Origin of the sequence: Agrobacterium sp. DE0009 (assembly GCF_007680755.1) — a bacterium.
GTDB classification, from domain to species: Bacteria; Pseudomonadota; Alphaproteobacteria; order Rhizobiales; family Rhizobiaceae; genus Agrobacterium; species Agrobacterium tumefaciens_B.
The window spans coordinates 18,858-40,432 of the sequence record NZ_VEIU01000003.1 but is presented as its reverse complement, the minus strand read 5'-3'; the positions used below and the strand labels follow the sequence as shown (position 1 = coordinate 40,432).

Sequence of the window (21,575 nt, the reverse complement as noted above, 5' to 3'; positions counted from 1 at the left end):
GGCATGCGGAGAGTTCCGAAAATATTTCGCAGCATCAGGAGAAGCGGTTTTGGATCGCACGGCGGCGTTGCCATGAGTAGCAACCGCCCGGGACAGCGCCGAAAACGAAAGACCTCATTCTTTGCTTGCGGGATATTGGCTGTTCTTCAGGAGACCGGCCAGATGCACCGTGTTGCGCGCCAGCATGCTGATCATGGTTTTTACCGCATCAGGCGTCTCATCCAGATCGACGAAATTCGTCGACCCCATCGCCTCTCCCACCCAATAGGCAACCGCATTCGCGGGGATGGTGAAGCCGACGTCGTTCAGGGCCTGGAAGATCTCAGCAGAGACATGGTGCGCCCCATCCTCGTTGCCGACGACCGCCACGGCAGCCACCTTTCCGTAGGACACCATACGTCCCTGCGCGTCGGTTTCCTCCAGAAAGGCATCCATACGCTCCAGTGCTCTTTTGCAGACACTGGAGGGCTGGCCGAGCCATATCGGCGTACCGACAAGTAAAATGTCCGCCGCCAGTATCTTCTTTCGAATGGCCGGCCAGGCATCTCCCTCCCCCTCGTCTGAGCTGACGCCCGGTTTGATGTCATGATCGGCAAGCCAGACGGTCTCGGTCTGAACCCCCAGAGTGCCGAGCTCCTGAACGATCAGGTCGAGTAGGCTTCCCGTCGAAGACGGCTCTTCCGACGTTGAGGATTTGAGGGTCGCATTCAGGGCAATGGCTTTAAGAGACATCATGTTTCCTTCTGTCAGCGGTCCTTGCCGCATGGTGTTTTCCGGTGATCATGGCTTGTCTGGCTGAGGACCATGCCCGCCCCAAAGCCAAGGCGTTAGCGTCGGGACAGCAACCGCGACATGGCGTGATGCGGCGGCGGCTTTCCGCCTTCAGCACAGCCATTTTCCTTTTCGAGGCGGGCGCGAATTTCCTCGATTTCGTTCTCGGTGAGATGCTCGATGCCGATGAAATCCCCCCTTGCCTGCTCAACGGCCCGCAGCAATTCATCCAGTTTCGCTTCCATCGCCGCCGAATCCCTGTTTTGCGAATTCTGCACGAGGAAAATCATCAGGAAGGTGACGATGGTCGTGCCCGTATTGATGACCAGTTGCCAGACCTCTGAAAATCCGAAGAGCGGTCCGCTAATGCACCAGACGATCACGGTCCCAAGTGCGACTACAAAGGCCGTCGGCGAACCGGAAAACGACGCAATACGGCTCGCAAATTGCGTAAAGAACCTGTTCATGGCGCGCTGCACCTCATATCTTACGATGCCGACGCACCTGTCAGATCAGCCAGAGGCGGTGTGGTCCGATACGATGCGCTGCATGTCCTCGCTTCGAACAACGAAGACGCGCAATGGTTCCGGAACGCCGGCGGCGTGAGCGCGCCGGATTTAAGCCTTTCAGCCCTGCGAGGCGCGCAAAGCCATACTTGCCGCGCGAAAAAATGCAGCGCCTGAATGCAAATTTTTTCGGAACAATCTGGAGATGGTGAAGTTACCCTCCTTCAGGAGGAGGACCATCCATGAACAGAAAAGCCGTTTTTGCAGGCACTGCCGCCGTTCTGTCGATGCTTTTTTCCAGCGCGGCGCTCGCCCAGACCGACCTTACGATGTGGTATCACGGTGCTGGCAACGTCGAAGAGCGCAAGATACTGGCTGGCATCATTGAGGACTTCAATTCGTCCCAGTCCGAATGGCGCGTGTCTCTTCAGGAGTTTCCGCAAAACGCCTATAACGAATCCGTCACCGCCGCAGCACTTTCCAACAAGCTGCCTGACATCCTCGACGTAGACGGGCCGAACATGCCGAACTGGGCATGGTCCGGTTATCTTCAGCCGTTGCAGATCGACGAAACCAAGCTCGCCAATTTCCTCCCGGGTGCGATCGGAAAATGGGGCGACAAGCTCTACTCCGTCGGGCTTTGGGATGCCGCCGTCGCGGTGTTCGCCCGCAAATCCGTTCTCGATGAAAATGGCATCCGCATCCCGACACTCGACCAGCCATGGACCGGCGAGGAGTTTAATGCGGCGCTCGATAAGCTCGCGGCGAGCGGCAAGTTCGATTATGCGATCGACCTCGGCATGGCCGACAAGACGGAATGGTACAGCTATGCCTTCACCCCGTTTCTGGAAAGCTTCGGCGGCAGCCTGATCAACAAGGAAAATTATCAAACTGCCGAAGATGCCCTCAACGGAGACAATGCCATCAAGTTCGGGGAATGGTGGCAGGCGCTGTTCCAGAAGAAACTGGCACCCGGCACATCACAATCGCCCGCCGACCACGAAACCCGGTTTCTGGAGGGAAGGCATGCCCTGCAATGGATGGGCAACTGGGTTGCGGTGAAAGCGCTGGAGAAATACGGGGACGATCTGCTGTTTCTCCCCGCGCCGGATTTTGGCAACGGCCCGAAAATCGGTGCCGGGTCCTGGCAGTTCGGCGTATCGGCCGCCAGCAAACATCCGCAGGGAGCCTCCGCCTTCATTGAGTTTGCCATACAGGACAAATATCTTGCGCAGTTTTCCGATGCGATCGGTCTGATCCCTGCCACCTCTTCCGCCGCACAGATGACTGAGAACTACAAGAAGGGCGGACCGCTTGAAGTTTTCTTCGAACTTTCCAAACGCCAGGGGACCCTGCGCCCGGTGACGCCGGCCTACGCCTTCATGTCGCCGGTCTTTGCCAAGGCTGTGTCGGATATAGCCAATGGTGCTGATGTTGCCGACACGCTGGACAACGCGACCGACGAGATAAACAACAACATCGAGCGCAACGCCGGTTACAAGCCCAAATAGGGCCGAGATTGGGAAGCGATCAATGGCGTTCTTCTCGTCCAAGGAGAAACTTTCCCGCGACGGCTTGACGGGCTGGCTGATGGCCGCACCGGCGATGGTGCTGATTGGTCTCTTTCTGATCACGCCCTTCCTGCTCGGGCTGGGTTTCTCCTTCACCAACCAGCGGCTGACCTCCCCCAACCCGACGGAATTTGTGGGCTTTGAAAATTACACCCGGCTGCTCGGAGTTGGGGTCCTCGCGCTCGAGCCGGAGCGTAAGGCGGATGGAAGCCTCAAGCAGGATGCTGACGGCACGCTCTCCTATCCGCGCCTCCGCAGCTTTACCCGCGGAAACCGCGATTATCCGCATCTCGACGGAATGCGGGAATATAAAAGTTTTACCTGGGGTGAGAAACAGATCGTCATTCTGGCGCGCGACGTCGTGTTCTTGACGGCGCTTGTCAATACGCTCTCCTTCGTGGCGGTCGTTGCTCCCGTTCAGGCGGCGCTGGCGTTGTTTCTCGCAGTGCTGGTCAACCAGAAAATTCCGGGCGTCACGGTTTTCCGCGCGGTCTATTTCATGCCCGTCGTTCTGTCCGTCGTCGTGGTGGCGCTGCTCTGGCGGTTTATCTATGCCGCCGATAACGGTCTTCTGAACAGTGTTCTTGGCCATATGAGTTTCGGCCTGTTTCAACCTGTCGACTGGCTCGGCCGAACCGATACGGCTCTTTGGGCCATTCTGGTGATGTCGGTCTGGCAGGGCGTCGGTTTCCACATGGTTATCTGGCTTTCGGGCCTGCAGACCATTTCCCCTGATCTTTATGAAGCCGCTGATATCGAAGGCGCCAGCCGTTGGCAGAAGTTCAGCATGATAACCTGGCCGCTCCTGCGCAATACCGCCGTCCTCATCGTCATCGTCATCACCATGCAAGCCTTTGCGCTATTTGCGCAGATCGACGTGATGACCAAGGGCGGACCGCGCGACGCAACGCAAAGCATCGTCTATCAGGCCGTCGAGCGCGGCTACAGACAGCAGGATATTGCAGCGGGATCAGCAATCTCGGTCGTGCTGTTCCTGCTTGTCCTGTTGATCTCGCTGGTGCAGCGCTATCTTACACGGGAGAAACAGTGATGCAGGCAGGACAACGCAAAAGCCGTGCGTTCCTCATCGGCAACTACCTGCTGATGCTCGCCTTTGCGGCGATCTTCATCCTGCCCCTGCTCTTCATGGTTTTTTCGTCGCTGAAGCCAAACGAGCAGCTGTTGCGGGATGCGACGTCCCTGCGGGCATTCATGCCGGTGGGTGATCTGTCGCTCGAAAACTACACGGCGGCTTTTGCGCGCGCGCCAATTGCGACCTTCATATTCAACTCGGTACTGGTAACGGGCGTAACCGTCTTCCTCGCCCTGTTACTCGGCTCTCTGGCAGCCTTTGCCTTCACCTATCTGAACTGGCGCGGAAAAGACGTCCTCTTCTCCGTCATTCTGGCCACCCTCATCATCCCTTTCGAGACGATCGCCGTGCCTCTGCTCCTGGAGGTCAATAATCTGCCATGGATCGGCAGCGAAGGCTTCACCTGGGGATGGCTGAATTCATGGCATGTGCAGATCATTCCCTGGATAGCCGACGGGCTGACGATTTTCCTCTTCGTTCAATATTTCAAGGATTTGCCGAAAGAGCTCCTGGAGGCGGCGCGCATTGATGGCGCAAGCTGGCTGCGGATTTACGCGCAGGTGGTGATGCCGCTCAGCGGCCCCGTTATCGCTACGGCCGCGATCCTGAAATTCCTTGTGATGTATAGCCAGCAATATCTTTGGCCCCTGCTCGTCACCCAGTCCGAGGCCTACCGGCCGGTGATGGTGGGCCTGCAATATTTCTTCCAGCTCAATACTCCCTGGGGCGAAGTCATGGCCTACCTCACCATCATCACGCTGCCCGTCCTTATCTTCTACCTCCTCCTGCAAAGGCTGTTCATCTCCAGCATCGCCGCGAGCGGGATAAAGGGGTAACGATGTTTGCATATGCGCCCGACAGGAATGCAGGTGCCATTGAACCAATCTGCAGCGTTTGCGTTGAGCGATTGAACTGACTGACTGGTGTCAGCAACATCGCATTAGTCCCAGCTAAATGTTCGAAGGCAGGGTCATCTCGACCGCACAGCCTCTCTCGATCAGGCATACCGATAAGGCGCAAAAACCGCTCAAAGAATTATCACAATCGCGACACGCGAAATCTTTAGGCACCCCGCTTGCGGAATGCAAAGCTTCGTGCTTGTATAGACAACTTCAAGGGATGCTCGAGGGTGACCAATATCCTTGGCTACAGAGGATTGTGTGCGTGATAACGTTCGATCGGGTGAGCAAGCATTATCGTGGAGCAACAACGGCTGTAGACAATCTGTCGCTGACCGCCCCCACCGGAAAACTGACGATTTTTGTTGGCCCGTCAGGCTGCGGCAAAACCACGTCGCTGCGCATGATAAACCAGCTAATCACGCCCTCATCCGGGTCGATCCTTCTTGATGGCGAGCCGACGGACAAGATGGATGTCGCCCTGCTGCGGCGTCGGATCGGTTACGTCATCCAGAACGCCGGTCTTTTTCCCCACCGAACGGTGGTGCAGAACATTGCCACCACGGCGCGCCTGAACGGCACCCCCAAGCAGCAGGCGCTCCGTATCGCCCACGATCTGCTGGAGCGCGTGGGACTGTCTGCTTCCTTTGCCGATCGTTACCCATGGCAGCTATCCGGTGGCCAGCAACAGCGGGTGGGCGTTGCCCGCGCTTTGGCGTCGGATCCGAAGTTCATGTTGATGGACGAGCCTTTTAGTGCCGTCGACCCTGTCGTTCGGGCACAGTTGCAGGATGAGTTCCTGAGACTTCAACGCGAGATCGGCAAGACCATCATCATGGTGACGCATGATATCGACGAGGCCCTGAAGCTTGGCGATCAGGTCGCCGTTTTGCGCACCGGCGGCACGCTGGCACAGATCGCCACGCCACAGGAGCTCCTGGCGCGGCCGGCGGATGATTTCGTCGCAGACTTCATCGGCCGGGACCGCGGTTATCGAATTCTCGGATTTGCCGAGTTTAGAAATGGTGTCGCCCTTGGCAAGGAACCCACGGCACCGCTCGGCACCGACCCCGCGTCGCTTCGGCAGAACGCCACGGACAGGTGGGTCCTGATTACGGATGCCGCAAACCGCCCACTCGGCTGGGTCGATAGTGAGAGCATCAAGGGCCCTGTTCGCGACGGCGATCTCAATCTCAGCGGAACGCTCGCGGTAGAGGGCGGAAGCCTGCGGCATGTTCTCGACGCAGCGCTGAGTTCGCCATCCGGCCGCGGTGTCATTGTCGGTCCATCGGGTGAACTCGTCGGCACAGTCACCCTGCCTGATGTTGTGTCCGCCATCGAAGCCGCGCGCAACGCACGTCAGGGCCTGCGATCATGAGATTTGACTGGTTATACCGTGAATCCGGCCGCATCGCCGAACTGTTTGCCTGGCACATCTGGCTTTCAGTCATCCCCGTCGTGATCGGCCTCATTCTGGCGTTGCCGCTCGGCTGGCTCGCGCAACGGGCAGGTTTTTTCCGCTCAACCATGCTTGGCGCCGCCGGGCTGCTTTACACCATTCCCTCGCTCGCGCTCTTCGTGCTTCTTCCCCTCGTGTTGGGCACACGCATCCTCGATCCACTCAACGTCGTCGTCGCACTGACGATATATGCGCTGGCACTTTTGGTGCGCACCGTCAGCGACGGACTTCAGTCGGTGTCTCCGGATGTCGTGCAGGCCGCAAACGCGATGGGTTACCGGCCGCTCAAACGTTTGCTCTTCGTCGAGCTGCCGCTGGCCGTTCCCGTCATTGCAGCTGGCTTGCGCGTGGCGGTGGTCTCGAATGTCAGCATCGTGTCGGTCGCAGCGCTCGTGGGCACGCCCCAGCTTGGCCTGCTGTTTACGCAGGGGCTGCAACTGCGGTTCCTGACGCCCATCATCGCAGGCATTATCCTGTGCATCGTTCTGGCGGTACTTCTGGATGCCATTGTGCTATTCATTGCGCGTCGTCTCACGCCATGGCAGGCAGGAGGTGCTGAAAAATGATTGACTGGTTCTCAGACCCCGCACACTGGATGGGCAATGACGGTGTTTTGGCGCTTGTGCTGCAGCATCTGATCTATAGTTCAATTGCGCTATTCTTCGCCTGCCTGATCGGCCTGCCGATCGGCCTTTATGTCGGACATACCGGACGGGGTGTGTTTCTCATTGCTGGCCTCGCCAATGCCCTTCGCGCGCTTCCAAGCCTTGGCCTCATCGTTCTGCTGGTGATCCTGTTCGGTCCCGTCTTTTCGTCGGACATGGCCTTCATCGTGCCCAGCATCGTCGTTCTGGTGCTTCTGGCGGTGCCGCCGATCATGAACGGCACATATGCCGGCGTGGCGGCGGTTGATCCGGCCGCCGTTGATGCAGCGCGCGGCATGGGTAAACGCCCACTCGACATTCTTTTCGACGTGGAACTGCCATGTGCGTTGCCACTGATCTTTTCGGGGCTGCGCAGTGCAACATTGCAGATCATCTCGACTGCAACCATTGCCGCTTACGTGTCGTTGGGCGGACTGGGCCGGTTGATTATCGATGGGCGGGCGCAAAACGATTATTACCAGATGGCGGCCGGCGCCGTGCTCGTTGGCGTTCTGGCGCTTGCCGTCGATCTTACCATAGGAATTATTTCGAAGCTCACGATCTCACCCGGCCTGGCGCGCCGCCACTAGGCTCGGCATGCCTGAAAGACAGACGCATTTTCATCCAAGTCAAAAACAACAGGAGCAGCTGCATGGCATTCAGGATCTTTAAAGCCGCTGGCGCATTGGCCTTGGTGGCGCTTTCGGCGACCACATCATTTGCCCAGACCGACCCGCTTGGAGCTGCCCCGGCGGCTCGGACGGACACCTCGACCATTATCGTCGGCTCTGCTGACTTCCCCGAAAGCCAGCTTCTGGCGACCATTTATGCCAAGGCGCTCGCCGCAAAGGGCATCAAGGTCGAGACGAAACTGAGCATCGGCAGCCGCGAGGTCTACATCCCCGCCCTGCTCGACGGCTCGATCGATCTCCTGCCCGAATATGCGGGCGCGACACTGAGCTATCTCGACAAGAACGCCACCGCACACTCGCCAGCCGACGTGGCGGCTGCGCTCAAGGCCGCTCTGCCAAAGGGCGTGTCGATGCTCACACCCTCTGAGGCGCAGGACTCGGACGGTGTTGCCGTGACACGCGCGACCGCCGAGAAATACAAGCTGAAGACAATCGCCGATCTGGCCCCAGTCGCCTCCGAGCTGGTGCTCGGCGGTCCACCCGAATGGAAAACCCGCAAAGAGGGTATAATCGGGCTCAAGGACATCTATGGCCTGGAGTTCAAGTCCTTCAAGTCGCTCGATGTCGGCGGTCCTCTGACGCTCTCCGCGCTGGTGAACGACCAGGTGCAGGCCGCAAACCTGTTCTCGACCGATCCCGCCATCGCCGCCAATGATCTCATCGTTCTGGAAGATGTGAAAAACCTGTTCCCAGCCCAGAACATCGTCCCTGTCATCGCGACGCCGAAGGTGAACGACGTCGTGACGACGACGCTTGACGCCGTCTCCGCAGCCTTGACCACCAAGGACCTCATCGTCATGAACGGTCGCCTTGCCAATCACGACAGCTTCGATGTGGTGGCCGAAGAGTGGCTCACGGCCCACAAGTTGAACTGACCTGATCTGCGGGTATGGCAGCTCCATACCCGCAGACGCTTCCCCTACACTCAGGCGCCGACACGGGCGGCCTTGACACCCCAGCGCCTCGGAACGCCATGCACACGGTAAAGCAACAGGTTGACATCAGGCAGGACGAAGCAGCTGCTACCCCGCCGCTTTACGTCAAACTGAAGGACTACGTTCGCAGCCGTGTTGAAACAGGCGAGTGGGCCATCGGCCAGCGCGTGCCATCTGAAAATGAATTGGTGGACATGCTTGGGGTCAGCCGGATGACGGCTAACCGTGCCCTGCGCGAGCTTGCGGATGAGGGATTCGTGGTCCGTGTCCGTGGCAAAGGCTCGTTTGTCGCCAGCAAAAAGCGGACGTCCCAGTTTCAGAGCGTTCCCAACATCGCCGACGAGATTACCCAGAATGGCGGCATACACTCGGCAAAGATCATTCTGCTTCGCACGGAGACAAGCGATACGGATCTCGCAGAAGCGCTCTCTGTCGATGTCGGGGCAACGGTCGCACATTCAATCATCGTCCACGCTGAAGATTCCGTTCCGATGCAGATCGAAGATCGTTTCGTCAACCACGAGATCGTGCCGGATTACGTCAATCAGGATTTCAACACGAGGACGCCAAACGGCTATCTCACTGCAGTGGCACCCATTATCAGGGCTGAACAACATATCGAGGCTGTTACGGCGCAGCCGTGGGAGTGCAAATTGCTGGCAATTTCCAAGGCCGAGCCCTGCCTCTTGGTGCGACGCCGGACCTGGTCCGAAGTGGGGGTCATCTCGTCGGTTCGGCTGCTCTATCCCGGAAGCCGCTACCGTCTTTACAGCACCTGACATTCCCAAATGTCAGGCCCAGCATCCCGACCATCCATTGGAACCTGCAATGCCTCTTTCGCCTGTCCTGCCTTCCGCCCCGGAGAAAAACCTGTGACCGTCTTGCTGGACAAAGGCCTGACATGGCGCGACGTTGCCCTCGTGAGCCAGGGGGATCATCTCGTTCTCTCAGACGACGCCTATCAGCGGATCGAAAGGGCAAGTCGGATTGTCGAGAGCATCGTTGAGAACGGTGTTCGCGCCTATGGCATCAGTACCGGCGTTGGCGCCCTGTCGGACACGGTCGTCGATCGCGCAGCGCAGGGGAAACTCTCCCGCAGCATCGTTCTCAGCCACGCCTGCGGCGTCGGCCCGTTGCTCGGCCGGACCGAAGTGCGCGCGATCATCGCGGCACAGATCGCCAACTTCGCCCATGGCCATTCCGGTGTTCACAGGGATGTCGTCGCCTATCTCACGAAATTTCTGGAGCACGACTGCGTTCCTGATGTTCCCTCAAAAGGGTCAGCCGGCTATCTGATCCATAATGCTCACATCGCACTCGTGCTGATCGGCGAAGGTTCGGCTAAGCTCGCCGGCAAACCGCTGAGCGGCAGCGACACCCTGGCGGCCATGGGCCTTGAACCGCTCGTTCTTGGCGCCAAAGAAGGTCTCAGCCTTGTTAACGGCACGGCCTGTTCCACGGGGCTTTCCAGTGTCGCTCTAGCGCGCGCAGAACGGCTCTTCGATTGGGCCGACGCGGTAGCCGCACTGACGCTTGAAGCCGCTGGCGGACAGATGTCGGCCTTCGCGGAACCTGTGCTCTTGCTACGCACGTCACCCGGCATTGCGACTGTCGGTGAATCCATCCGTTCCCGCCTCGAAGGCAGCGGTCTCATCGAAGCGTCGCGAGGCAGGCGGACACAGGATGCTCTCAGCCTGCGCGCCATTCCCCACGCCCATGGTGCGGCGCGCGATGTGTTCGATAGCTGCGCGACCATTGTCAACCGCGAACTGGCCTCGGTGACAGACAACCCGGCGATCGCCGGGACCCCCGACGAGCCGATGGTGTGGTCGCAGGCTCACGCGGTAGCGCCGGCGCTCGGGCAGGCGGCCGATAGTCTCGCCATCGCAGTTGCGCAAATCGCGGCCATGAGCGAACGGCGCATCGACCGGCTCGTCAACCCGCTGGTGAGCGGGCTTTCGCCATTTCTCGCCTCCGATCCTGGCAGCCATTCCGGTTTCATGATCGCGCAATATACCGCAGCAGCCCTTTCCAACGAAAATCGCCGGCTTGCAGCGCCCGCCTCGACCGACGGAGGACTGACCTCCGCTCTGCAGGAAGACTTTCTGGCGCATCCGACCGCCGCCGCCAGCAAACTTCTCACGATGATCGATAATGCCGAATATATCCTGTCGATTGAATGGATGGCGGCGACGCAGGCGCATGATCTGGTCGCATCCGTTGCGGCAAGGGCGGCAGGCACCGACGCACTTCATCGCCTGCTCCGCGCCCATCTTCCGCCCTATGCGGATGATCGACCGCTATCGGCGGATATCGAGGTTGCCCGCTCCCTGATGATACGGAACACGCCGCCATCCTGAAACATGGCGGCGTTGCCGGCAGTTCGGGCAGGCCGGGCATCCCTCTTGGCTTCTTCGCTACAGAGGAAGTTTTACACCCAGGGCCTTGGCGCCTATGAAAGGCAGTCCTTTGCGCCGCGCGGTCCAGCCAATGACGTGCAGGTGGGAAGCCACCGGCTCGTATCGCTGTGCAATCGCCCAGGATTTACAATCAATCGCGGCTAGATCGGCATCCCCGCGCCCGACGGCGATGAGCGACGCGCGATGCGAGCCTGTCTCCAGAAGGTCGCCGAACGTGTCGAGACTGTTGCCAGCAGCCTCCAAATCCCGCTTGAGGCTGAGGTAACCGGACAGGGACCGATGCTCGTTGAACGCCAGTCTTTTTTGATGGAAAAAGCTCAGCGGCAAAACTGCCTCGCCATCGTCGGACGGGCCGATATCGCCGCCGCCCTCACCGATACGGGCGATGATCGCGCTTGAGTAAAATGGACCCTTACCCCCTGCAATCCCGTCATAATTGCTCTCGCCAATGACCTCCACATGATCTTGAAGGCCAAGCTCCATAGGACCCCAGCACGTCTGGGAGACCAGTAGGTTCGGGTGACGCCACAAGACCGCGAGATCCAGCATTTCGGGATCCAGTGTGGCAGGATCCGCCGCGATGATGGAGCCGTCATCCCCGCGAATGCCGCCGGGAACGGCTGGCATCTCTCCATTGCGCCGCACGAGACGCTCTGGAGCGTCGATGCCATGGGCGCGAAACGTCGCGCGCATTTCCGCCCATAAAGCGTCGGTCTCGGCACGCAATTCCGGCCAGTCATACATCGGCAGAGCCGCGATCAGGGTCACGTTGCAATATCCGTTCTCAGTGTATTCTCCGACATGACGTAGGCGACGACGTCTGTTGGCACATAGGCGACGGCCGGCGCCATTGCGACGGTCTCGGTCCGCCTCAAGGCGGGATGTACCACGGGCTCCTTTGCACGCAGGGCAAAGGCGCGGAAAACCTCGAAATAGTTGGCGAAGACATACCCCTCATTCATGGTCTGCCACTCGGCGCGGCGTGCTTTATACAGGGATGGTAGCCTGTACCATGCGGCAGTCGGCAGCTTGTGATGCACGAAATGCAGGTTGTTATAGAGAAACAGGGGGGCCAGAATGGAGTTTTCAACGATGATCGTGCGCCCGTCCGGACGTTCTGCCCATTGGTGCTCGCAGTAGGAGCGAATAGCGATGATGGAAATCCCGAGGTAGGCGGCAACGCCGATATAGAGCCAGAGGGGAATTCCAAATAGCAGCGATATGACGAACACCGTCGGAACCAGTCCGGCTAGATGCAGGGCCCAGGCATACATGACACGCCGGTCACCTTTGGCGATCTTCCGCCACTCCGATACCGTAAATCCGATCACCATCAATGGCGGTCCGATCAACAAGCGTCCAATCAATGTATTGTTCCACCCCAGCAGCGTCTTTAGAAACCCCGGCAGCTTCTCCCAGTCGCCCATAGCGCGATAGTAGCTTTCCGGATCATCGAACGGATCGGTCAGACGCTCATCGGCGTGGTGCTGAAGATGGGTCCGCTTGTAACTGCGGTAGGGATAAAAAATGCCGAGCGGTGCGAAGACCAGAGCTTCGTTAAGCCTTGCGTTGCGGGTCGGGTGCCCGTGCAAGACCTCATGCTGAAGCGATGAATGCAGGGCGACAGCGACACCCATCAAGACCAACGCCAGCAGCGGATAATGTGGATAGAGAGCGTATCCGGCTCCTCCCCAAAGACCGTAGCAGATCACCAGCAAGCCGACCGTTGGCCACTCTATTCTCAAACCCCTCGACCGGCGTCGGCCGATCAATTGTAGATGCCCATCCCTGGAAATTTCGCTCATTTCATGCCCCGACAAAATCTGATCGAGAGATTTTCATCGGAGGTCGCATGGCACAACGAGATTATGGTGACCAATCGTTGATTCTGATCACGAAAAGTAGAATATGATGACAATTGTAAACAATGAGGTGACTAGTGGACAAACGCGCTCTGTCAAATCTGTTTCGCGTCAGGCTGAGTGATCTCGTTACCCGCGCCGGCGTCAGTCATTCCGCTTTCGCAGCCGGCATAGGCATCGATCGGTCAGCCCTCTCGCAGCTTCTATCCAGTGATTCGGCGAGGCTTCCGCGCGTCGAAACGCTCCTGAATATTGCCGAGCGCCACTCGGTCTCGCTGGACTGGTTGCTCGGCATCTCGCACGATCCGGGCTTGATGGGAGAGTTACGTCCAAGTTTTGAAATAGAGGAAGGCGGCGAAGATTATACCGATACGCTCCTGATGAAATGGCATGCGGAGGCCGCCGGCTCCAAGATACGATACGTGCCGGCCCGCATTCCCGACCTTCTTCGAACACCGCAGATCATCGCATTCGAGGCAAAATCGGCGCATCAGAGCGTCAAGGCGCAGGCGAGCGAGACGGCCTTCCGGCTCGATTACAATCGCCAACCTGGCACAGACATGGAAGTGTGCATGCCACGCGAAACACTCGAAGCCTTTGCTGAGGGCCGCGGGATGTGGCGAAGGCTGAAAAAGGAAATCCGCGCCGAACAGCTTCAGTACATGTCGACACTCATCAACGAGCTCTATCCGTCCTTCCGCTTGTTCCTCTTCAATGAGAAGGAACGGTTCTCCGTACCCTACACGATCTTCGGATCGCAACGCGCTGCGATTTTCGTCGGCGGGATGTATCTCGTGCTGAACAACGCCGAATCCATCCGAAAGATGCAGCGGCATTTCGATGAGCTGATACGGTTCACCCGCGTCCACGCCCATCAAAGCGCGGATTTTGTACGAACGCTTGCGGTCTTATGATGCGCGGAGAAGGCAGCAGTCGCACGGTCCATGCCGAACGACATGCATCGGCAAAACAATGCGCTCACCAAACCAAAGCCACGTGAATGACCCACCGTCAGCAGTGACTTGTCATGTCGATCAGCTGAGGAAGCGTGTGGTCAGCAATCGTCTCGCCGGCGATTACCACTCCCCGCAGGCCAAATCCGTCAAACTCCCCCCGTCAAAAATATGCTTTCGCCGGTCATGAAACTGCACGCCTCGGACGACAGGAAGATCGCGGCGCCCACCATTTCCTGCGGATGCGCGGCCCGCGCCATCCAGTTGATGGTTCGCGTATACTCGGCCCAGGCTTCGGGGTCCCCATCACGACGATGGGCGTTGCGGTCCGTGTCAACGAGGCCGGGAGCGAGCGTGTTGAGCAGGACATTGTCGCGGGCGTAATCGCGTGCCTGACTCTGGATCAGATTATGCTGCGCCGCTTTGGTGGCGGCATAGGCCGTGACAATTGATTTGGGCCGCAGCTGGTTGATTGAGCCAAGCGAAACCACCCTGCCCCACTTACGGGCCGCCATGCGCGGAAGCACGGCCTGCAGCATGTCGACGGTGGAGCCCAGATTGACCGCAAGCTGAAACGTCAGATCGTCGTTTGTCAGCTCTGCCAAGGGCGCGTTGATCTGCGCGCTGGCATTGATGACAAGGATATCGACCGGGGCGATCTCTTCGGCGCGTCTTATCAGATCATGCCCGGCACCGGGCTCGGCGAGATCAGCCGCAAGTTCGCTCACGCTGGTGCCGCTTGCAGCGATTTTTTCCTGTACGGCAAGCGTCGAACCCGGCTTCACCCCGTGCAGGATGACATGTGCGCCCGCACCGGCGAGCCCTTCGGCGATCGCCGCGCCTATGCCACGGCTTGATCCCGTGACAAGCGCGGTGCGGCCCTTCAGGCCGAAGATAGTCTCCAGGGACATTGTTCAACCCTCAAACAAGGAAACGCGCGCGCCGGCAATGCCCGGTCGGCAGGAAAACAGACCGCCCGAGAGCGGCGCGTCAGCGAGTGTCGACGCCGGCAGGCGAGTGCGGGCGCTGGTGATGAACAGCGTCGTCAGATCCGGCCCGCCAAAAGCGATGCTGGTGGGGCGCGGCACCGGCATCTCGATCACCTGATCCAGCTTCCCGTTCGGAAGATAGCGACGCACCGACCAACCGTCCCATATGGCACACCAGACGCCGCCTTCCACATCCACGGCGAGACCGTCCGGCCGGCCGTCGGCGACGGGGATGCGCGCAAACTCGCGCCGGTTCGACAGCGCTCCTGTCAAAGGGTTGCAATCATAGGCGTGGATCAGACCGGGCACGGTATCAACGAAATAGAACGTTCTCCCATCCGGGCTCCAGCCGAGCCCGTTGGAGACGATGATGCCGCCCTCCTTGCGTTCGAAGGCGCCATCGGCATTGATACGATAAAGCGCACCGGTGGGTTTAGAGGCATCGATCCGCATCGATCCGACCCATATCGCGCCATCGGGCCCGCATTTGGCATCGTTCAAGCGGTTGTCCACGATACCCGCCTCAGGGCTGACAAAGGGCGTGAGGCGGCCGGATGGAAAATCAAGCCACTCAATCCCGTCCTGGGATGCCACCAGCAGACGGCCGCCGCCAACCGGAATGACCGCGCTGACCAGCTTGCCGGTCTCGCAGGTTTCGTTGCGACCGGTCGCCGGGTCGAAGCGATGAACGGCGGGGTGGAGAATGTCCACCCAATAGAGAGTGTTCTCCCCCTCATGCCAGACGGGGCTCTCGCCAAGTTGCGCGCCCCATGGCAGGATGCAACTTAAATCGGCGCTCGGACGGCCCGTTGCCGATCGCGGTTTCGGCCTGGAGCTGATGGCAACGGCCCCGGCAGCGCCCGTGATGCGGCGCGCGGCGGCGATCAGCTCGCGACCGGCCGGATGGACGTTGGACGTATCGAGCCGCGACGAGGGACCGAGCGCAACGAGCACCCCCATTGGCGTATTGTCGCGACCCATGACAGGCGCGGCCACTGAATTGACGCCCGGCAGATGCTCCTCATAGGAAATTGAATAACCCCGTGCGCGTGTCAGCGTCAGGTCCGCCTGAAGCGCGTCGAGCGTGGTGAGGGTTTTCGGCGTCTGCACATCGAACGCCAGACGATCGAGCAGTGCGCGGCCGACGGCGGGGTCCTGGAAAGCGAGAAGCGCCTTGCCGGGCGCCGTGCAATGCAGGGGAACACGACGCCCCACTTCGACACGGACCGACAGTCCATTCGGCGAACGTTCGGCGAGATATTGGGTCATCGTGCCGTCAAGCCGGCACAACGCAACTGTTTCGCCCAGCTCAGCCGCGAGCCGCTCGAGTTCCGGCGTTGCGGCCGAAACGAGGTCAAAACTCTCCCAGACCTTATGCGACATTTCCAGAAAGCGTTGACCAAGCACATAGGTGCCCCGCGCCTCGTCCTGCCGCACCAGCCCATAGGCGATGAGGGTACGCAAAATGCGGGCAAACGTCGGTTTCGGCAGGCCGGAGGCACGCAAAAGCTCCGCAAAACGTGGCGGCTCCGGCGCATCCGCTACCATATCCAGAAGCGTCAGCCCTTTGGCGAGCGCCGCCGTTCCTCCCGGCGTTTCCGGCTTCATTATGTCCGCTCCGTCGCGAGGCGCTGCCGTCTTGCGGCGGCCGCCTCTTCCAGCATCCGGTCCATCGTCCATTGTGGTTCAAATCCCAGAGTGTTTCTGATCCGCTTGTTGGATGTATGGTAATAAACACCGTCGCCGGGAAAATCGACTGTCACGATGGGAAGTCCGGTCAGCACCGCCATTTTTGGCAAAACGTCGCTGAAGTCAGCAGGGTCGTCCGCGCCGAGATTGAAGATGCCGCCCGCCGCGTCGGGATGGTCGAGGGCAAGCAGGATGCCTGCCACCATGTCGCGCGTATCGGTGATGTGCATACGGAACGGCCGGCCGTTTTCATTCCGCGCCAGTATATGCGACGGCTCTCCAATATCGCGGGACCGGAGCAATTCGGCGACAGCCGTATTTCCGAAATTCTGCTGTTGGAGAATGCGCGGCCGCAGGAAAAACCGGGGGCCGGAAAAGAAACTCTCTTCGTCCAGCAGTTCTGTTGCATCCTGCGTATGCGAGAAACGCAGGATCACCGTTTCCATGCGGCCCGCCCGCTGATGAAACTGCACCAGCTCTTCGCCCAGAAGCTTAGTCAGACCATAGGGCGAATTGGGTCGAAGTGGATGGTCCTCGGTGACTGGCAGGAACTCCGGGCGGTTTTCGGGATAGACCTCACCCGATGAGGCGAAAACGAACCGCCGCGCACCAGCCGCGGCGGCCGCGTCGAGCAGCAGGCGCGTGCCCTCGACATTGACGGCAAACATGCGGTCGCGATCCGCCGGAGCCCAGGACATGAAAACGCCCAGATGCAGGACGGCGCTCACACCCTTGGTGGCGTCGGACAGTGCCTGCGCATCCTCAAGTAACCCGACGACTTCCTCGCCGCCGGTTCTCGATGGTCTGAGATCAAAGCCGCGAACGGTTCGGCCCTGCGCGCGCAAGGCGGCGACAACGGCACGGCCGACACGACCTGACGATCCGGTGACAAGGATCATAGCCGTGCTCCGGTCTCTGCATCGAAAAGATAAAGCTGCGCCGGATCGAAACCGAGCCGGAGCGCCGCATTGCCGGGAAGGCTGCCGGTATGCGAGACGCGTGCGATCAGCCCCTTGGACTTGCCTTCTTCGCCATCGGCCACCCTTGCGCCTTCCGCATCGAAATAGACGTATTTTTCCGATCCCAGGCTTTCAACCAGCGTCGGCCGAACATCGAAGGTAACAGGCGCATCGCCCAGAACGAGATGTTCTGGCCTCAGGCCCACGATCACGCTGCCCTGACGGTCGCTGGCTCCCGGCAGGGAAACCTGTTGCCCAAAGAGGGTCACTGTGCCGTCACGCAGTTCCGCATTCAGGAAATTCATGCCGGGCGAGCCGATGAAACCGGCAACAAAAAGATTGGCCGGGTTGTTGAAAAGCTCGTCCGGAGCGGCGATCTGCTGGATGACGCCGCCCTGCATGATGACAACGCGGTCCGCCATCGTCATCGCCTCCACCTGATCATGCGTCACATAAACGGTGGTGACGCCGATGCGCTTGTGCAACGCACCGATTTCGGCCCGCATATGGACACGCAGCTTGGCATCGAGGTTGGACAGCGGCTCATCCATCAGGAAGGCCTGCGGCTGGCGCACGATGGCGCGGCCAAGTGCCACGCGCTGCCGCTGGCCGCCCGACAGATCCTTGGGCTTGCGGTCGAGATATGGGGTGACTTCCAGAATGCGCGCCGCGTCGTCGACGCGGCGGTCGATCTCGGCCTTGTCCGTGCCGCGCATCTTGAGGCCAAAGCCGATATTCTGGCGAACGGTCAGGTGCGGATAAAGCGCATAGTTCTGAAACACCATGGCGATGTCGCGGTCACCCGGCGCAAGGTCCGTCACTTCGTTTTCGCCGATGAAAATCTGCCCTTCGCTTGCCGGTTCTAGACCGGCGAGGATTTTCAGCATCGTCGACTTGCCGCAGCCGGAAGGCCCGACAAGCACCACGAACTCGCCATTCTCGATCTCGAGCGAAAAGGGCCTGAGAACGTTGAGCGCGCCATAGGACTTGCTGACGTTGCGAATGGAAATATTGGCCATGCTTATTTCTCCGCGCCAGCGGTGAGGCCGCCGACCAAATAACGTTCAAGGAACAGGTAGATTGCGATGATCGGCAGCGCGATGAACACGGATGCGGCGGAGATGTCGTTCCAGTAGGTGACATATTCGCCCTGCATCGTGGTGATGCCGAGATTGGCCGTCCAGTTGTCCGGCGAGTTGACGAGGAAGGTGCGCGCATAGGCATAGTCTGCCCAGCTGAGCACGAAGGCATAGAGTGCGGTGGCGGCAAGACCGGGCGTGGCGATGGGAAGCACGACACGCACCATCGCGCCGATCGGCGAGCAGCCGTCGACCATGGCGGCCTGCTCCAACTCCTTTGGAATGGTGTCGAAATAGCCTTTCAGCATCCATGTGGCGAAAGGAATGATCATCGTTGAATGCGCCAGAACCAGCGTCCACAGGCTGCCGATCAGTCCAAAGCTTGAAAAGATCGAAAACAGCGGAATGACCAGCAGGGTCGCGGGCAGCATCTTCGCCGTCAGAACGAAGAGACCCATGGTCGCACCGCCCCGCATGGAATAACGCGACAGCGCATAACCGGCGCTGACCGAGACCAGCATCGACAGCGCCACCGAGCCAATGGCCGCCAGCATCGAGTTCCAGAGCCACAGCAGGATCGGTTTTGCCGCCCAGACCCTGGCGAAAATATCCCATTGCGCATCATCCGGCCAGAAGGTCGGCGGCAGGCGGTACAGTTCATCGGTGGTGGAAAGTGCTGTGACCAGAAGCCAGTAGACCGGGAACAGGATCATCACCAGCGTGAAGATCACAGTCGCGTAGAGGGCAAGGCTCTGTAAAAATGTGCGTTTCATCAAAGCCTCCTCAATAGATCGATTTCGAACGCCGGCCGAGCATCAGAAGGCTCGCGACGATGCAGATCACCAGCGTCAGCACGCCGACGGCGGCGGCACGACCGAAATTGTGATACTGGAAGGCCTGGTCGTAGGTCATGATTGACAATGTCTGGGTCGAACGCAGCGGCCCGCCGCCGGTCAGGACCTTGATGATGGAAAAGTCGCGGAATACCCACAGCAGCGTCAGCACCAGCGTCACGCCCAGCACCGGCATCAAAAGCGGCATGGTGATCCAGCGGAAACGCTGCCACACACTGGCGCCATCCACCTTGGCGGCCGCGTAATAATCGGCGGGGATGGACTGCAGGCCAGCCAGACACATGATCGAGACGAAAGGAAAACCCTTCCAGACCATGGTGATGGCAACGGCCCAGAAGGCGGCTGTCGAACTGCTGACCCACGGGATCATCTGATCGGTGAAACCGAGCTTTATCGCCAGCCAGCCGAACAGGCCGAAGGACGTGTCGAACATCCACGCAAAGATGACGACCGCGATGATTTCCGGCACCGCCCAGGGGAGTGCCATTCCCAACCGCGCGACGGTGCGGCCCTTGAAACGGTTATTGGCCAGAAGCGCCGTGCTGAGGCCAACAGCAACACTGCCGGCGGTCACGACGATGACCAGTTTCAGCGTCACCCAGCAGGCCAGCCAGAATTCCGGCGAGGAAAACAACCAATTATAATTGGCCAATGAAAACGGCCGGCTGGCGCCGCCGAGCCTTGGTATCTTGACCTGCTGGAACGACAGGTCGATGGCCAAAACGAGCGGCCAGACGATGATGGCGGCAACCATCAGGACCGCGGGCGCGATCAGAATATAGCCGAGAAGATGTTGCCGGCTGGGACGTGCCAGATCGAAAAACTTGCGACGCCCAGCCCGAACGGGTTCGGTCATGGATGGTCCTCCTGCCGGATGCGGATGATGGCCGTGGCCCTTTCAAGCGGGCCATGGCGAAACGACGGGATCAACCCTTGATGGCTTCGGCCTTTGCCTGCATGGTTTTGGCCACCTCTGCCGGATCGAGATCCTGAATGATCATTCGCTGGCTTTCTTCCATCACCATCTTGCTGAACTCGTTGTAGAAAAGCTCAAGTCCGGTCGGAATGCGGTCGATACCGGCTTCCGACGCGGCCTTCATCGTCTCAATCAGCACCGGAAAATGCGGGATGGTCTTTTCAACGCCCGAGACGTCGGCCTTCGGGCTTGGCGGGGTGTTGCCGCCGAGGGTGGCATAGCTGCGCTGGAATTCCGGTGACATCGTCAGCTTGATGAAATCCCAGACAAGGGCCTTCTGGTCGTCGGGAATATCGGCTGGCATCGCCAGTACGTTGGAAGATCCGCCGAGCGGCGGATGAAGCGGTGGCGCGGCGTAAACGATGTCAGCCTTGGCCGAACCCTTTTCGGTCGTACCGTAAAGCCAGGGCCCATCGAGCCGCATCGCCATCTTGCCATCGGCAAAGAGCTTGCGCACATCGCTGGCGCTCATGTCGACCGGGCTGATGCCGCTCTTCATCACGGTTTTCCAGCGTGAAAGACCCTCCACCATCTGCGGCGTGTCGATGGTGATATTGCCGTCCTTGTCGGTCCAGTAGGCGCCGGCGTCGAGGATGTAGTTCAGCATCTCCGTCAGATATTGCCCTGGACCGCCCTTCGTTTCATGGCCGGTGCCGAACTGATCGATAATGCCGTCGCCGTTCAGATCCTTAGTCGTGGCTTTTGCGGCAGCCAGAAACTCATCATAGCTCTTCGGAACCGCGACGCCCGCCTCTTCCAAAATCTTCTTGTTGTAGGCCATCACGAAACCGAAGTAGTTGGTCATGATGCAGACGGTTTCGCCATTCCATTCGCACTTCTGCTGGCCGGCCCAGCCCGTCATGTCGATGCCGTCTTTCTTCAGCCACGGGTCGAGAGGCTCGAGCCAGCCGCTATCGGCAAACATCTGAAATTCGAAGGACGCCAGATGCACGATCTGCGGCGGCTGGTTGGCCGCAAAAAGCGTCGTCATCGTGTCGGCATAGGAACTGCGCTCGGCCTTGGTGAATTCGATTTTCACGCCCGGATGCTGTTTCTCGAAGGCGGCAATGGCAGAGCGCCACCATTCGCCCGTGCCAGCATCGTCCGTCTGCCAGGAAATGAATTTCAAAACGGTATCGGCCATGGCGGGAGCAAATCCGCCTACGGTCATCAACATCGCGGTCGCTGTGCCAAGCGCCAGCTTTTTTATTCTTTTGGTCATGG

Annotated in this window: 21 protein-coding genes; 10 read left to right on the top strand and 11 right to left on the bottom strand. The window is 59.5% G+C overall.

The window, feature by feature from the left end:
- Positions 1 to 114: 114 nt before the first annotated feature.
- Both FS804_RS12815 and FS804_RS12810 read right to left on the bottom strand, forming a co-directional pair.
- The gene (locus FS804_RS12815) at positions 115 to 732 is read right to left on the bottom strand and encodes a flavodoxin family protein (RefSeq protein ID WP_144577486.1); all 618 of its coding nucleotides are present in this window, start codon (positions 730 to 732) and stop codon (positions 115 to 117) included.
- 95 nt (positions 733 to 827) lie between these two features.
- The gene (locus FS804_RS12810) at positions 828 to 1,238 is read right to left on the bottom strand and encodes a low affinity iron permease family protein (RefSeq protein ID WP_144577008.1); all 411 of its coding nucleotides are present in this window, start codon (positions 1,236 to 1,238) and stop codon (positions 828 to 830) included.
- A 281-nt stretch (positions 1,239 to 1,519) separates the two neighbouring features.
- Here FS804_RS12810 and FS804_RS12805 point away from each other — a divergent pair, with 281 nt between their 5' ends.
- From FS804_RS12805 to hutH, 9 genes are all read left to right on the top strand, one after another.
- Positions 1,520 to 2,788: an extracellular solute-binding protein gene (locus FS804_RS12805; protein ID WP_144577007.1), complete on the top strand. Its 1,269-nt coding sequence runs from the start codon at positions 1,520 to 1,522 to the stop codon at positions 2,786 to 2,788.
- 22 nt (positions 2,789 to 2,810) lie between these two features.
- A complete protein-coding gene (locus FS804_RS12800) occupies positions 2,811 to 3,899 on the top strand; it encodes a carbohydrate ABC transporter permease (RefSeq protein WP_144577006.1) in 1,089 nt (362 codons plus the stop codon).
- A complete protein-coding gene (locus FS804_RS12795) occupies positions 3,899 to 4,777 on the top strand; it encodes a carbohydrate ABC transporter permease (RefSeq protein ID WP_186376789.1) in 879 nt (292 codons plus the stop codon). Before FS804_RS12800 ends, FS804_RS12795 begins: the two co-directional genes overlap by 1 nt.
- Before the next feature lie 328 nt (positions 4,778 to 5,105).
- A complete protein-coding gene (locus FS804_RS12790) occupies positions 5,106 to 6,218 on the top strand; it encodes an ABC transporter ATP-binding protein (protein ID WP_144577004.1) in 1,113 nt (370 codons plus the stop codon).
- Entirely contained in the window at positions 6,215 to 6,865 is a 651-nt protein-coding gene (locus tag FS804_RS12785) for an ABC transporter permease (RefSeq protein WP_063948126.1), read from the top strand. Before FS804_RS12790 ends, FS804_RS12785 begins: the two co-directional genes overlap by 4 nt.
- Positions 6,862 to 7,533, top strand: a complete 672-nt coding sequence (locus tag FS804_RS12780; protein WP_144577003.1) for an ABC transporter permease — start codon at positions 6,862 to 6,864, stop codon at positions 7,531 to 7,533. The genes FS804_RS12785 and FS804_RS12780 overlap by 4 nt, the downstream gene beginning before the upstream one ends.
- Before the next feature lie 62 nt (positions 7,534 to 7,595).
- Positions 7,596 to 8,510: an ABC transporter substrate-binding protein gene (locus FS804_RS12775; RefSeq protein ID WP_144577002.1), complete on the top strand. Its 915-nt coding sequence runs from the start codon at positions 7,596 to 7,598 to the stop codon at positions 8,508 to 8,510.
- Positions 8,511 to 8,608: 98 nt separating this feature from the next.
- Positions 8,609 to 9,349, top strand: a complete 741-nt coding sequence (gene hutC, locus FS804_RS12770; RefSeq protein ID WP_144577001.1) for a histidine utilization repressor — start codon at positions 8,609 to 8,611, stop codon at positions 9,347 to 9,349.
- Between the two features lie 93 nt (positions 9,350 to 9,442).
- Complete coding sequence (gene hutH / locus FS804_RS12765) at positions 9,443 to 10,930, top strand: histidine ammonia-lyase (RefSeq protein ID WP_144577000.1); 1,488 nt, start codon at positions 9,443 to 9,445, stop codon at positions 10,928 to 10,930.
- A gap of 57 nt (positions 10,931 to 10,987) precedes the next feature.
- On the opposite strand, the gene FS804_RS12760 is transcribed toward hutH, so the two are convergent.
- Positions 10,988 to 11,734, bottom strand: a complete 747-nt coding sequence (locus FS804_RS12760; RefSeq protein WP_144577484.1) for a PhnD/SsuA/transferrin family substrate-binding protein — start codon at positions 11,732 to 11,734, stop codon at positions 10,988 to 10,990.
- Between the two features lie 20 nt (positions 11,735 to 11,754).
- Complete coding sequence (locus FS804_RS12755; RefSeq protein WP_144576999.1) at positions 11,755 to 12,795, bottom strand: fatty acid desaturase; 1,041 nt, start codon at positions 12,793 to 12,795, stop codon at positions 11,755 to 11,757.
- A 134-nt stretch (positions 12,796 to 12,929) separates the two neighbouring features.
- Between FS804_RS12755 and FS804_RS12750 the strand changes: the two genes are divergently transcribed.
- Positions 12,930 to 13,766, top strand: coding sequence for a helix-turn-helix domain-containing protein (locus tag FS804_RS12750; RefSeq protein WP_144576998.1), 837 nt, complete (start codon positions 12,930 to 12,932; stop codon positions 13,764 to 13,766).
- A gap of 188 nt (positions 13,767 to 13,954) precedes the next feature.
- On the opposite strand, the gene FS804_RS12745 is transcribed toward FS804_RS12750, so the two are convergent.
- The 7 genes from FS804_RS12745 to FS804_RS12715 form a co-directional block, all read right to left on the bottom strand.
- Positions 13,955 to 14,716 carry an SDR family NAD(P)-dependent oxidoreductase gene (locus FS804_RS12745; RefSeq protein WP_144576997.1) on the bottom strand — a complete coding sequence of 254 codons (762 nt, stop codon included), beginning with the start codon at positions 14,714 to 14,716 and terminating at the stop codon, positions 13,955 to 13,957.
- Between the two features lie 3 nt (positions 14,717 to 14,719).
- Complete coding sequence (locus tag FS804_RS12740) at positions 14,720 to 16,474, bottom strand: SMP-30/gluconolactonase/LRE family protein (RefSeq protein ID WP_186376788.1); 1,755 nt, start codon at positions 16,472 to 16,474, stop codon at positions 14,720 to 14,722.
- Entirely contained in the window at positions 16,402 to 17,382 is a 981-nt protein-coding gene (locus FS804_RS12735) for an NAD(P)-dependent oxidoreductase (RefSeq protein WP_144576995.1), read from the bottom strand. The genes FS804_RS12740 and FS804_RS12735 overlap by 73 nt, the downstream gene beginning before the upstream one ends.
- Complete coding sequence (locus FS804_RS12730; protein WP_144576994.1) at positions 17,379 to 18,461, bottom strand: ABC transporter ATP-binding protein; 1,083 nt, start codon at positions 18,459 to 18,461, stop codon at positions 17,379 to 17,381. Before FS804_RS12730 ends, FS804_RS12735 begins: the two co-directional genes overlap by 4 nt.
- A 2-nt stretch (positions 18,462 to 18,463) precedes the next feature.
- Positions 18,464 to 19,294, bottom strand: a complete 831-nt coding sequence (locus FS804_RS12725) for a carbohydrate ABC transporter permease (RefSeq protein ID WP_142172418.1) — start codon at positions 19,292 to 19,294, stop codon at positions 18,464 to 18,466.
- A gap of 10 nt (positions 19,295 to 19,304) precedes the next feature.
- Positions 19,305 to 20,231, bottom strand: a complete 927-nt coding sequence (locus FS804_RS12720; protein WP_063948138.1) for a carbohydrate ABC transporter permease — start codon at positions 20,229 to 20,231, stop codon at positions 19,305 to 19,307.
- Positions 20,232 to 20,301: 70 nt separating this feature from the next.
- Positions 20,302 to 21,573 (bottom strand): sugar ABC transporter substrate-binding protein, encoded by a 1,272-nt coding sequence (locus FS804_RS12715; protein WP_144576993.1) that lies wholly within the window; start codon positions 21,571 to 21,573, stop codon positions 20,302 to 20,304.
- Between the last annotated feature and the right edge of the window lie 2 nt (positions 21,574 to 21,575).